Annotated in this window: 7 protein-coding genes; 4 read left to right on the plus strand and 3 right to left on the minus strand. The window is 40.1% G+C overall.

All coding sequences use genetic code 11. From position 1 onward, the window contains the following. Window positions 1-250: 250 nt before the first annotated feature. Window positions 251-1,342 carry a redox-regulated ATPase YchF gene (gene ychF / locus ACOCD9_RS12755; protein WP_002732084.1) on the minus strand — a complete coding sequence of 364 codons (1,092 nt, stop codon included), beginning with the start codon at window positions 1,340-1,342 and terminating at the stop codon, window positions 251-253. A gap of 596 nt (window positions 1,343-1,938) precedes the next feature. Here ychF and ACOCD9_RS12760 point away from each other — a divergent pair. Next, window positions 1,939-3,972 carry an elongation factor G gene (locus tag ACOCD9_RS12760; protein ID WP_419547682.1) on the plus strand — a complete coding sequence of 678 codons (2,034 nt, stop codon included), beginning with the start codon at window positions 1,939-1,941 and terminating at the stop codon, window positions 3,970-3,972. Between the two features lie 129 nt (window positions 3,973-4,101). Here ACOCD9_RS12760 and ACOCD9_RS12765 read toward each other — a convergent pair whose 3' ends face one another. Beyond that, on the minus strand, window positions 4,102-6,015 hold the full coding sequence (locus ACOCD9_RS12765) for an ATP-binding protein (RefSeq protein ID WP_002796327.1): 1,914 nt from the start codon (window positions 6,013-6,015) through the stop codon (window positions 4,102-4,104). A gap of 165 nt (window positions 6,016-6,180) precedes the next feature. Between ACOCD9_RS12765 and ACOCD9_RS12770 the strand changes: the two genes are divergently transcribed. Next, window positions 6,181-7,407, plus strand: a complete 1,227-nt coding sequence (locus tag ACOCD9_RS12770; RefSeq protein ID WP_419547684.1) for a dicarboxylate/amino acid:cation symporter — start codon at window positions 6,181-6,183, stop codon at window positions 7,405-7,407. 110 nt (window positions 7,408-7,517) lie between these two features. Here ACOCD9_RS12770 and ACOCD9_RS12775 read toward each other — a convergent pair whose 3' ends face one another. Continuing rightward, window positions 7,518-8,081, minus strand: a complete 564-nt coding sequence (locus tag ACOCD9_RS12775; protein WP_287699787.1) for a DUF7024 domain-containing protein — start codon at window positions 8,079-8,081, stop codon at window positions 7,518-7,520. A gap of 790 nt (window positions 8,082-8,871) precedes the next feature. Between ACOCD9_RS12775 and ACOCD9_RS12780 the strand changes: the two genes are divergently transcribed. After that, entirely contained in the window at window positions 8,872-12,621 is a 3,750-nt protein-coding gene (locus ACOCD9_RS12780; RefSeq protein WP_419547685.1) for a glycosyltransferase, read from the plus strand. A gap of 582 nt (window positions 12,622-13,203) precedes the next feature. After that, a partial coding sequence (locus ACOCD9_RS12785) for a methyltransferase domain-containing protein (protein WP_419547687.1) occupies window positions 13,204-14,607 on the plus strand: 1,404 nt, incomplete at its 3' end.

A 14,607-nucleotide genomic window follows, 5' to 3' on the forward strand; every position in this document is an offset into this window, starting at 1 on the left:
AACTATCAACAACTCATGCTTGTAAAGCTTGTACAATAGGGCTTTGAGTTTTTGTTAGATTGATATTTATCAACTTTAGAGCATTGCTGGACAGAGAGGGAGCTTGGGGAATTTTCTACAGTGTAAGTTCGGAAGAACCAAAAAGCTGAGAGATTGTTTAGGGCAGAAATTCGGAGCATCTTTCAATTTGACAAGGCTAATTATTCAGCCTTTTGATCAGGTGGGTGACACTCACCTGACTTATTTTTAGCTATACATTAAAACGAAATAGTAAAACATCACCCTCTTGAACAATGTATTCCTTGCCTTCACTTCTGACTAAACCTTTTTCTTTAGCGGCGCTCATCGTGCCACTATTAACTAAATCCTGATAAGACACAGTTTCCGCACGAATAAAACCCCGTTCAAAATCCGAGTGAATAACTCCGGCTGCTTGGGGTGCTTTCATCCCAGAAATAATCGTCCATGCGCGGGTTTCTTGGGGGCCAGTGGTGAGATAGGTACGCAGTCCTAATAACTCGTAGGTAGCTTTAATTAAAGATTTTAATCCCCCTTCTTCTACTCCTAAAGAACCGAGAAAATCTTTTCTTTCTTCCTCCGACAATTCCACTAATTCCGATTCTACTTGAGCAGAAACGATCACAACTTTGGCCTGTTCCTCTTGGGCAATTTGACGGACACTTTCTACCCAATCGTTACCCGTGGCCAGATCATCTTCGCTCACATTAGCGGCATAAATAATCGGTTTCCGACTCAATAAACCGAGATTTTTAATTAATTCTTCTTCCTCTTTGCTTAAATCCACTTTTCGCGCCGAAATACCGTCATTAAGACAAATTAGGATTTTTTCAAGGATAGCCAATTCTTCGGCGGCTTCCTTGCTATTTTTCGCCTGTTTGCGTAAACGTTCCACCCGCTTCTCCACCTGTCCCAAATCCGCTAGAGCTAACTCTAGATTAATCACCTCGATATCCCGGGCCGGATCCACGGAACCGGAAACATGAATAATATCATCATTATCAAAACAGCGCACCACATGAACGATCGCGTCCACTTCCCGGATATTAGCCAAAAATTGATTACCCAATCCTTCCCCGCGACTGGCACCCTTGACTAATCCGGCGATATCGACAAATTCAATCCGCGTCGGCACGATTTTCTCAGAATTAGAGATTTTAGCCAAAACCTCCAGACGTTCATCGGGGACGGATACCACACCCACATTCGGTTCAATGGTACAAAAGGGGAAATTAGCGGCCTCCGCCTTAGCATTAGCCACCAGAGCGTTAAATAGGGTCGATTTCCCCACATTTGGCAGTCCCACGATTCCAGCTTTTAACATAAAAATTGCTTGATAAACATCATCCCGACCTCTCACTATATCAGGCTGCCTCTCGTTTTTGTAAATCCGGTTGATGAGAAAGACTCTCGATAGTCAACAGCTTAGTTAACATTTGCTGAAAAAATTTTTCCTGGAGGTAGGAGACTCCGATTCAGGAGACTCCGATTCAGGAGACAGGAGATTATTTTTATTTATTCTCCCCATTTCCCCATTTCCCCATTTCCCCATTTCCCCACACCCCACACCCCACACCCGTTCGGCTGAGCTCACGGCCGAAGCCCACACCCCACACCCACGAAAAACTTATTTAGCAAACCCTAGTTAACATTTATTCAAGTTCCTTAACTAAAAGTAGGCGAGATTTTACAAGAGATTGCGAGAATGGGATGTAATGCTTGAGACTGAGTTAGGGTGAAGAGTAGGAAAGAATACACCTGTAGCACTGGGCAAAATTATGGCAAGACAGGCCTTTCACTTCTAAATACGTCCTGAGAGTAATTTTCAGTGCTATGACAGTATATTTCCCAAGGGCGATCGAGTGTAAATATCGTCCAATCGCCACAACTAATCACTAAATCATTGTTGGGGGTATCTGTATGAATCAAAGTATCGGAGCAAACACCCGTAATGTGGCCCTTGTCGGCCCCTACTCCAGTGGAAAAACCTCCTTACTGGAAAGTTTACTTTTCGTCACAGGAGCGATCACCAGAAAAGGCAAAATCAGCGATCGCAATACCGTCGCTGATAGTTCCACGCAAGCGCGGGATCGACAGATGAGTGTAGAAGTTTCCGTTGCCCATAGTCAATACCAAGACCTAAATTTTACCTTTCTCGATTGCCCCGGTTCGATCGAATTTGCCAGTGAAACCTATAATGCCCTCGTCGGGGCCGGTGCTGCTATTATCGTTTGTGAACCGGTAGTCGATCGAGTTCTCACCCTGGCTCCCTTGCTAAAATTCCTCGATGATTGGGAAATTCCGCATCTAATCTTCATCAACAAGATGGATCGCTGTAATAGTCACTTTAACGAAGTCCTACAAGCTCTCAAATCCGTTTCTAGTCGTCCCCTCGTTCCCCAACAATATCCCATCCGTCAGAATAACGAAATTATCGGATTTATCGATTTAATCAACGAACAGGCTTATCATTACCATGCTAACAGTCCCGCCGACCCTGTAGCTTTACCCGACCACCTCAAGGAAGAAGAACAGATTGCTCGACAAGAAATGCTAGAAACGATCGCCGAATTTGACGATCATCTTTTAGAAGAACTCCTCGAAGATATTAACCCCTCCCGGGAAGAAATTCTCCAAGACTTAAAACAAGAACTGGGAGCCGATCAGATAGTACCCGTGTTCTTCGGTATGGCGGAACGGGACTATGGTGTGCGTCATCTCCTCACCGCTTTAGTGGAAGAAGCACCGGCCCCGACAATTACCGCCAATCGTCGCGGTCTCGATCCCAGTGCGGATGGAGATGCAGTGGTACAAATCCTCAAAACCTATTTTACTCCCCAGGGCGGTCGCCTCTCCCTAGGGCGAATCTGGCAGGGAACCCTTAACGATGGCATGGCCTTAAACGGTGTGCGGATTGGTGGTATCTATCGTCTCATGGGACAACAACAACAACCCCTACAGCAGGCCCAAGCGGGGGAAATTGTCGCTCTCGGTCGTTTGGAGGGAATCGCCACCGGAGAAGTGGTTAGCAGCGGCAGTCAAAAACCCGATCTTCCCAAAGGATTACAGCTTAAACCCGTCTTTGCTCTCGCTATTGCCGCCGTCAATCGCAAGGATGAAGTTAAATTAAGTTCAGCTTTGACGAAACTGATCGAAGAAGATCCTTCCCTCTACTGGGAACAACACGGCGACACTAAAGAAGTGATTCTCTGGGGACAGGGAGAAATTCATCTGCAAGTAGCCCTCGATCGCCTAGCACGCAAGTATAATCTACCGATGACCACCCATTTACCCCAAGTTCCCTACAAGGAAACGATTAAAACCAGCACCAAATCCCACGGACGTTATAAACACCAAACCGGCGGCCACGGTGCTTTTGGTGATGTGTATCTCGATATTAAACCCTTGGCCCGGGGGGAAGGTTTCCACTTCCATGAAAGCATTGTCGGTGGTGTCGTCCCCAAACAGTATATCCCCGGGGTGGAAACGGGAGTGCGGGAATATCTCGGTCATGGTCCGTTGGGTTTCCCCGTGGTGGATATTGATGTCACCCTCACCGATGGTTCCTATCACAGTGTCGATAGTTCCGAACAAGCTTTTAAACAAGCGGCCCGTCTAGCGATGACGGAGGGACTGCCTAAATGTCATCCGGTCTTATTAGAACCCATTCTATCGGTGACGGTTCTCGCTCCCTCAGAATACACCGCCAAGGTTTTACAGTTAATTAGTGGTAAACGCGGTCAAATTCAGGGTTTTGAAGCTTCTGAGGAGTGGAAAGGTTGGGATCAGGTGACGGCCTATCTACCCCAAGCGGAAATGCACGATTTTATCGTTGAATTGCGTTCTTTGACTATGGGTGTCGGTTTCTTCCAGTGGGATGAGGATCACCTGCAAGAAGTGCCGGATAAACTACGCGATGCGGTTTTAGCTATGCAGGGTAATGGTAACAAGTAAAGTCTTCTTGGCTGTCACTAAAGTATAGGGATAAATTAGCAAGAGATGGGCTTTTATTGGCTCATCTCTCCCTTTTGTGGCAAAAAATGACAGAAGGGTTCGATGAGATTCTCTCAAGTTTGTACTGTCTTATAAATTCTTGTCTGTGTAGTTAAATAATATTTCTAAGACCTTTTTAAGTTCGATAATTGGCAATGCCTGCTGTCTTCCTGTTACGGTTAAATTATGTGTAACACCGTAAAAAACATTTCTCATTATGTCTCTTTCCAGTAATATATCACCTTTTTCCTTTTGAAGTTTATTCTTATTTTCAAATTCTACATCCCAACACACCAATATATCAATATGATTGGCATCTTTTTTATTATTATTAATATCTGGATAAATGTCTTGTAAATTTCTCTTAAATTCTATCAAGATGTCTTTTCTTAGACTGCTTCCATAAGTTGTAAAAATTGTCTTATGTATTCCTAGTTGATTGTCATTTGAATAATATATATCTTGAGACTCTGTTAAATTATAATAGTACAAACCATCATAAACTTGATAGCCTGACAGTATTTTTAATTCATAGCCTTTCAGAAGATTCTTAGCAACAATTTCAATAAAAAGGCCAAGAACCTCCTGCTCTTCTAGGGGAGGTAAATACTTTTGAGTTAAAGATGATTCAAAGTATCTTTTTTCTTTCAATTTATCATTTAATTTTTCATAAGGTATATAAAAAGGATCGCTAATTCTTGTTCTAGTATCTCCTTCAACTATGTAGCGACGATATTTAATATAGTTTCTGTCTTTAAGTATCTCAAATACTTTATCCGATATCTGTTTCATTCGATAAGGACTAATTCCTTTTCTACCTGAGTCTAACTCCGTACGAATTGAATTATCTTTTATATCTACTAAAACCGTGTAGGGAAAGTAATTACTGTCATCAAATGGATGTATGCAAATTCCCGTAGGCATTCCATTTATTGCCAACCAGCATCCGTGTTCTATCTTAAAGTCAGTAGATATATCATTATTATGGAATCTTTCATTAAATTTATTGATAAAGTTCTTACTGGTAGCAGAAATTAAAATTCTTGCGGACAAAGGATTTTTAGAACCAAATTCAATTTCATCTATTTTTTCGTCTAGAAGATTGGCTTTAAAAGCAGCCTCTTTTTGTGTTTGGGAGAACTTGTCATCACCTAATTTTATCAAAGTTTCGTACTCGTCTAGTCTATTATAAAATGATTGCTCAATTCCAACCACTTCTCGAACAATTTCCCTGACGGTTAAATAGCCAGTTTTAATTTTAAACTTCTGACCATCTACCTTAAGGCTAAATTGAAAATACTCTTTTGAAGAGAAGACTTTATCTAGGGTTCCAACCACAGATCTTGTTCTCAAAATTGCCTCGATGGTTTTTTCACATTTGGCAAAATTAAAAGCTGTTGATAGTGTTTCCTCTACTACTTCATTGGGAAAATCCTTAGGAAATTTAACAGTTATCTTTGTTTGAGATTCTTCTGAAGTTGATTGAGATTTCTGGTCAATTTCTTCTTCTTCTGAATTTGGCAACTCTGATTTAGAGTAGATAAAGTGATATAAATCTCTATAGGTTCTTGATGCTTTTATCCCGTCTTTGATACTCTCAATTTTCAATAAATTACTTTGAAAAGCAACAAAGGTAAATCCATAACCCATAAATCCAAATTTTCCAGTATTTTTCTCTCTTTTTAAAGATTTACCATTAACTAAAATCTTAGATATTTCTGATTCTTCTATACCAATACCGTTATCTGTGATGATGATTTCTCTTTGCTCCGTATTTATTTCTAACTCGATGCGACCTTGCTCGATTTTGTCTTCTCCAAATTTTTCTATAATAGCATCGGCGCTATTTTGCAAAAGTTCTGTGTAAATATCCCAAATGTGTCTATAGCTGGATATTATTCTTTCAATGTTTGATCTTATTTGTGATATTTGTTGTTTGGATAATTCTTCTTTAAGTATATTTTTCTGTTGTTTTTTTTCAAATTCTCTTAGAACATCAGCCATAATATTAATGCCTTAATGGTAGATTTGAGTTGTTCATAAAACCATGAGTCTCTATGGTATCATCGAACTAACCAGATGTCAAACTGGAGATGACAGAAGGGTTCGATGAGATTAGCCTAGTGCTATACTGCCCCAAATTAGTCTCGGAATTCTCAACTTAACCTCATGAATTTATCTACTCTGATCTTAGTCGCCCTGGGTGCGGGAATTGTTTTCGGTGCGCTGCTCAATGGTTTTTTTCCCGCGCTAATCCTACCTTTAGATGACTATATTCTCGCGCCGGTGGGAGAGGTTTTTCTGCGCTTAATTCAATTTGTGGTGGTTCCGATCGTTTTTTCTTCCCTTATTTTAGGATTAACCCGGGTACAGAATGCTGCGCGGATCGGTAGATATTTACTCAGATTGATGACTGGCTATCTGCTAACCAGTACACTTGCTCTGTTAATCGGCATGGCGACGGCGTTGTTATTAAAACCGGGGATAGGTTTAGAGGGATTTGCCACTAATGCCGCCATGACCACCAATACACCGGTATCCTTGAGAGATTGGCTGATTAGCTTAATCCCGGTTAATCCCCTAGAAGCTCTTACCGGGGGCAATCTTTTACAGGTAATCGTGACGGGAGTTTTATTTAGTATCGGCATCGGACTGGCTAAAGAGGGGGCAAAACCTTTTATTCTGTTGATAGACAGTCTTTATCTAATCAGCGAGAGAATCCTATCGGTGATTCTTTATCTAGCACCTGTGGGGGTATTTGCTCTGATTGCTTCGGTTATCGCCACCCAGGGATTAGAATTAGTGGCGAGACTTTTTTTCTATGTTTTTGGTCTGTTTTTGGCCAGCGCCTTGATGATTGGGGTGTATGTTTTGCTCCTTTTTGCCCTCAAAGGAGAGCCTCGACGCTTTTTTAGCTCTTTATCGGAGTCTTTATCCTTATCTTTCGGTACTGCTAGTTCTAACGCTGCTTTACCCGTGGTTTTGCGGGAAATTCAAGAATACGGTTTACCCGAAGATATCGCCAGTTTCGCTATTCCCTTGGGAACGGTACTAAAACGCGATGGTTCGGCAATTTTACAGGGATTTAATGCTCTTTTTATCGCTCAGGTGTACGGAGTTCCTTTAAGTCCCTCTTTGTTATTAGCGATCGCATTGAGTGGTTTATTGGTTTCTTTTAGTACCCCAGGGGTTCCGGGCAGCGCATTAATTACCATGACTACCGTATTATCGGCAGCGGGTTTACCATTAGAGGGAGTGGCTTTAGTAGCGGGGGTCGATCGGTTGACCGATGGCTTTAAAACCGTATTAAATGTGATCGGTAATATAGTTAATGCCATCCTGCTCAATTACTGGGAATTAGGAGACAAGGAAAAATCCCTAGAATCAAAAAACTAGCCTCTTGAAGTGTTATTAATTTTCCGAGGAGAATCTTACTATTTTAGTCTAGACAAGAGATTGATAACTTAATTAAATAGCAAGACTTTCCGACGAAAGAGAGATAAAAGTTATTTTGTTTCCACAATGTTCAAAGTGTTGAAAGCAATTCCTAATTTCCTTTCATCTTTTTCTCCAAGTTGCTTGGGACTGGTAGGTTCGGGAATCGTGAAAGTTATCGTTCGTTCATTAGCGGGTACTCCGGTAAATTTGACTTTAATTTCCGCTGCTTTATCCGTTAATTGGATTTTTTGCTGCTGAGAGCCGACGCTGATAATGATATCCTTGTTAACATTGGGACCAAAAGCTGCGGCCTTGAAAATAAGCTCAAAAGAACTGGGTAGGTTTTGAACAAACTTAATCGAGGCAGGGGAACCATCAGTCCAGCGACCCCAATCTTCTGGAAAGCTAAACCCCTCTAACGAAACATTGGCTGTGTCTTTGGAAAAATCAACACCGTAAGGTGAGGAAGCAGCGGATTTTTCGGTGGGGGCAGTCTCAACAGTAGGTGATGGACTATTAGTAACGGGGGAAGAAGTTGTTTGAGAAACTTCAGAACCAGAACAGGCCGTGACCAGAAGGGTGAGGGCCAAGCCTACACTTAAATCAAATACAGCTAACTTCAATTTTTTCATATATGGTTAAGTCCTTAGTCTTTTTCACTTCTATGGTTTTTCCAGTTATGGACAATCATCCGTATTGTCATACCAAGTCTATTTAAGCGGAAAACGACACCTTTTGCAATAACTGAGCTTAAAGATAACCGCAACCCAAAACAAGAGTCTTTGTCTATTCCATAATTTACAGCCTTTCTCCTATAAATGAAGTGTAACTTGATTCTACGCTGTTTACTGGCCAATAGCTCCTGAATATTCCACAGGTAAATTCGTCCTAGCCTCAATGCAGATTATTGGAATCAATACTCCATTGTGTCAATTGAGAGAGGCTTTAACCAGCGACTGGCTAAACGGAAACGGGTATAGAAATCGAAGTATAGACCTTCTAGGGGCAGTGACTGAATTTCGGAAATTTAGTTCCTCAAAAAAATGATCTATAATATAATTTAATTATTTTTTAAACTATGATAATTTATTTTAAATGTTTTAAGCCTACTCTCTAAAAAACTTAGAAGAAAGTGAGATAAAATACAGGGTAAGCGCATCTCAAACGCTGTTGACAATTGGCTAATTTTGTGGGTTGCTCACTGTGTAGGCATTTGAAATGATACCAGTCAATCAGAATAGTTACGAACTTGACCTATTTGGTCGATTGTTGCTTAACGATTGAGATGACAAGTTCTACTCAAATATAGCTGAATCTCCCTCTGGGTAGGCAACCCACATAAGGTTCATTTTGTCAAGGATTGTTAAAATGCGCTTACCCTGCATAAGATAGCTATTGAGAAAGCTGGAGACGATATAACTCATGTCACAATTGGAAATAAGCAGAGAAAATAATTTTGCTTCTCATTTTTCCCAAGATAGGCCTCGTATTGACGTGGTTTTACAAACCACTGGGTTTCACGGATGGAATGCTTCTCAAGGATGGATCAACAGTCTGAGAAGACATGGATTGTTAAATAGGGTATTTTCTCCAAAAGCAAATTGGGGAGATTTAGAGCCGAAAGATGACGATGGACTCTTTGAATATTTGGGTAATCCAGAATCTGATTTAATTTTAATGCTAGGGTTTGATTGGCACTCGCAACCACTTCATCAAACTGGGCGTTGGCAAGAACGTTGGTCGAATTCCCCTATATTAAAGTTAGGTATATTACAAGAACATTGTTCAGCCCCTATCGTGAATCGTACTTTAGCGTGGAAAAATTTATTTTCATCGGCTATTGCTACTGCTTCCAATTGCTTAGATGCTCTCATCTGTAATCACGAGCCAGACTTAGGTTTTTTGAGGACACAACATCAAATAACTAAGCCAACAATTTTTATTCCATTTGCCATCGATTCTTTTTATTTCAACAATAATAAATCTTATATTGCTAGATCAGATTTCGCTTTCTTTCGAGGCAATGCGACTAAGTATTTTGGATGCCAAGCATATGATCAAAGGCAAGATTTTATTAAAAAATTAGCTCAAAAAGATAACGTTAAAATCTGTTCCTTTGATTACAATCAATTTTCTACTCCACAGAAAGCTGTAGAATTTTATACTCAGGAGTTGAGGGAGCATAAATTTTTGCTCAATCTGCCATCACTATCCTATACTTTAACCTCTAGACCCTTCGAGATCATGGGATGTGGGGGAGTTCTTTTGCAAAATAAAATTGTCGGAGAACAGTCTAATAAGTTATTTAAGAATTTCCAGCACCTAGTGTACTACGATCCAGAAAATTCTGAGGATTTAATTGGAAAACTAGAATATTTGAGAGATAACATAGAGCTTGCCAAATTCATTGCTGATGAAGGATACAAAATTTGTCATAGAGAACATTTAATAGAGAACAGGATCGACACTATCCTAAAATGGATAAATAATAAATTTGTGTTAGATATAAGCCGTGATGATCAACCAGAGAAAGTATCTTTAAAGTCAGTGGAGTTAGCTTATGATCAATCGCTATATGGAGATAGAGATTTAGTATCAAAAGATAAAATATTTAAGGTTTCAGCAATAGTGTCAACCTATAACTCTGAATTTTTTATTCAGGGATGCTTACAAAACTTAGTAGAGCAAACACTTTATCAGCAAGATGATTTAGAAATCATAGTAATAGATAGTGCATCTCAGGAAAATGAACGAGAAATTGTAGAGAAGTTTCAATCTTTATATCCGAATATTATTTACGAACGAACGTCAGAGCGTGAGCCGCTTTATACAGCTTGGAATCGAGCGATTAAAATGGCTAGAGGCAAATATATAACTAATACCAACACTGATGATCGACACCGTTGTGATGCGTTGGAAATTATGGCCAATTATTTAGATTGTAATAGCGATATTAGCTTGGTGTACACAGACCAACTAATCACAATGGCCGCTAATGACAGATTTGCTACAACTCAGGCAGATAGAAAATGGAATTGGCCTGATTACTCTTACGAACAAATGACCCTAGGATGCTGTGTCGGTTCACAACCAATGTGGAGAAAATCGTTACATGAAAAATATGGCTATTTTCGAGAGGAATTTAAATGCGCCGGTGATTATGAATTTTGGTTAAGGATTGGCAGTCAAGGGGAACAGATGCGGCTGATCCCAGAAATCTTGGGACTCTACTATTTCAATCCCAAAGGATTAGAGCATGGGGCGCCTGACAGAGCGGGACAGGAATGTAATTTGATCTGTGATGAGTATAATATTCCCAGAGTATATATTGCCAAAACTTCCAGTGTAGAGCGCCAATTTGATGATCTACAGTATCAAGGTGTTTTATTAAACCAAAAAGAAAAAAAAGAAATATTGTTGTTCCAAGAAAAGTACAGACATATTTTTCCTAAAATTGTACTTGATGGGGTATTTTTCCAGTTGAATAACACTGGAATTGCCAGGATGTGGTCTGCTGTCTTAGAACAATGGAATAGATCGGACTTTGCCCACAATATTGTGGTTTTAGACCGAGATAATACGGCACCAAAATTTGAAAATATTAGATATCGTAACCTGAAAGCTTATAACTATGAAGATAGCGGTCTGGACTCACAGATGTTACAGTTTGTTTGTGATGAAGCCAAGGCAGATTTGTTTATCTCCACCTACTACACTACTCCTATAACCACGCCTTCGGTCTTACTGGCCTATGATATGGTGCCTGAAGTGATAGAAGCTAATCTAAAAGAGCCGATGTGGAGAGAGAAGCACTTAGGCATTCGTCATGCCTGTCAATATTTAGCAATCTCGCAGAATACGGCTGATGATTTAATCAGGTTTTTCCCAGAAATATTGTCAGAATCAGTAAATGTTGCCCATTGCGGTATTGATCGAGACTTTTTCTTTCCATCAAGTACTGAAGAAATTATTAACTTTAGAGTTAGATACTCTCTTCAAAATCCTTACTTTATATTCGTGGGTTCTCGTATGAGTTTAGATGGATATAAAAATGCCATCTTGTTTTTCAAAGCCTTTCAGAATTTACCAGAACTGGAGAAATTTTCTATCGTTTGTGTCGGTGGACAACCCGATTTAGAACCAGAATTATCTGAATTAATCGATAACAATTCTGTTCATTTATTAAGACTTGAAGACCCTGAACTCTCAGTAGCTTACTCGGGTGCAATTGCTCTTGTTTATCCTTCCCTTTACGAAGGATTTGGTTTACCGATTGCGGAGGCGATGGCCTGTGGTTGTCCAGTGATAACCTGTAGAAATTCCTCGATCCCAGAAGTTGCTGGGGAAGCAGCGATCTATGTTGATGAGTATAAAGTTGAAGAAATGGTGGAGGCACTGGGTAAGGTTCAGATTCCTGAAGTTCGTAAACTATTAATTGAGCAGGGTTTAGAGCAAAGTCAGAAATTTTCTTGGCAAACAATGGCCGATACGATCAAGGATACCCTGATAGTGACTGCCGAACGCCTCAAGAATGAGCAAAAATCTACAGCACATCCACTCTGGCAAGAACTCCGGGAAATGCAGGCTCTATCTCAGCAGTTATTATTAAATCAAGAACTTAAGCAGGTACAATGCCAGGACTTATCTTCTGGAGAGGATGTACCGTCTCCCATTCAAGATCATCCAATTGATGAGCAAACTAACCAAACTCAAGATGTCGCTCCCTTAAAATACGATGTCAACCTCAACGGGGAATTTTTTGAAGAACCATTGTATCTGCTCAACGAAAAATTAAAGCAAAAACAACAGGAACTTCAAGAAGCTAAAACTACACTTTATACGATGCAATCTAGTCCGATTTGGAGGCTGAGAACGGCTTGGTTTAAGCTTAAGTATCTGTTTTTCCCAATCCTCGGATTACTTTCTGGCTTAACTCTTGTTTTTCTGGTTAATTCAAGGTACACTTATCCTTTAGTGGCAACCATAACCTCTTGGTACTATGAAGTTAATAATAACTTCTTTTTTGTTCTCGGAGGTAATCTAGTATCACTCGCTCTTATTTTTGGCATTGTTGGCTATTTAGGTTTTATTAGTGCCAATATTTTAAGGGTTTTAAGAATTGCGTTAATTTTGGGAGGTTTATTAGCGATTGCTTTCCATTTAATTTCTTGAGAACCTATTATGAAATTCTGATGCGATCCTCTTAGTATAATCTGGTTAGCTTTTAGCGACCGAAAATTTTTATCACTTTTATCTCTAGGAGGTTTCAGAGAGTTTTCCAAACGGCTTCTCAGAACAGCCAAGTTGAGTTAATAATTACATCAAGGAGATTCAGATTAGATATGTTGGGACTTTTTAGCAAATTCTTCAAGCCAAATAAACTAGAATACTTTGGTCATCTCGGTCAAGTTTCTGATCCTCAGAAAATTTTTCTAGAGCAAAATTATATTATCTGTAGAAATGCTTTATCTCTCGATAAAATAGATAAATTGGTTAACTTTTACGATTCTTGGATTTTAGCAACAAGTTCACTAAAATTCCTTAGACAATCAGGTAACTGGGAATCGACTGAATTTACTGATATCGGAGGAGTCAGGAACTGATTTCTGAATCCCCACAGTGTCGAAATGTCAAAATATAAGAATTGCTATATTGATTTTCAGTCTAGGCAAGATCGGTCAAAGACTGATTATTCGTTAATAAACTTCCTTTTTCAGGTTTGATCTACAATTACTTTTACCTACAACAATTTCTATGAACTCTAAAGTCTGTTGGTGCGGAAATCAAAATTTGCAGGAATTTTCCTCTGATTACAGTCTCTGTTCTCAGTGTGGAACATTGGTACTAAATCAGGATTTAACCCTTGATGAAATTCGGGTTAAAAATGATCGAGATGAATTTTATAGTAAAAAATACTGGTTATCCTATCAAACTGACAAACACGGTTATCCCGATATCCGTCAACGTTCACGACAGGATTTACCCGAAAGATGTCTTTACTGGTTACATACTCTCATGGCTTATACCCTACCCCCGGGCAAAGTTTTGGAGTTGGGTTGCGCTCACGGTGGTTCGGTCGCTTTGATGAAATGGGCCGGATTTGATGCGTTAGGACTAGAGTTAAGTCCTTGGGTGGTGGATTTCGCTCACCAAACCTTTGATATTCCCATGTTGTTGGGACCTGTAGAAGATCAAAAGCTAGAAACTGGTTCTTTAGATGCGGTTGTTATGTTCGATGTTATCGAACATTTACCCGATCCCGTCGCCACCATGAGTCATGTAGTGTCTCTCTTAAAAGAAGAAGGAATATTGATTATTCAGACACCGAATTATGTAGAAGGGTATTCCTATTCGGAAATGTTAGCTGACAATGATAGTTTTTTAGATCAGTTGAAACCACAAGAACATACTTTCCTCTTTAGCCATCGATCGATCACTGATTTTTTGAGAAATTTGGGGTTTGATTTTTTGGTTTTCGAGCCGCAGTTCTTCAAGTATGATATGTTTTTTGTCGCTAGTCGTCATCCTATTGCCCGCAATACTGAGGAACAAATTAGCCATAATCTTTTAAAAAGGCCTTCTGGTCGTCTAATTCTCTCTTTATTAGACCAGTCGAAAACTTTAAACCAACTGACGCAAAAATATCAAGAATCGGAACAAGATCGTCAAGAGCGACTGCGAGTAATTGAGCAATACAGTCAAAAAAATTCTTGGTTACAATCCCAACTAGATAATAGTGTGGAGAGCTTAAACCAATCCCAAGTGCAATTAGAGCAAACCCGCTCCGAATTGGCACAATCCCAAGTGCAATTAGAGCAAACCCGCTCCGAATTGGCACAATCCCAGGCACAATTAGAGCAATCCCGTTCCGAATTGGCACAATCCCAGGCACAATTAGAGCAATCCCGTTCCGAATTGGCACAATCCCAGGCACAATTAGAGCAAACCCGTGGGGAATTGGCACAATCCCAAGGGCAATTAGAGCAAACCCGTGGGGAATTGGCACAATCCCAGGCACAATTAGAGCAAACCCGTGGGGAATTGGCACAATCCCAGGCACAATTAGAGCAAACCCGTGGGGAATTGGCACAATCCCAAGGGCAATTAGAGCAAACCCGTGGGGAATTGGCACAAAAAACAGTTAATTTGGAAGAGGCC

It is taken from the genome of Microcystis sp., from assembly GCF_048564745.1.
GTDB classification, from domain to species: domain Bacteria; phylum Cyanobacteriota; class Cyanobacteriia; order Cyanobacteriales; family Microcystaceae; genus Microcystis; species Microcystis ichthyoblabe_A.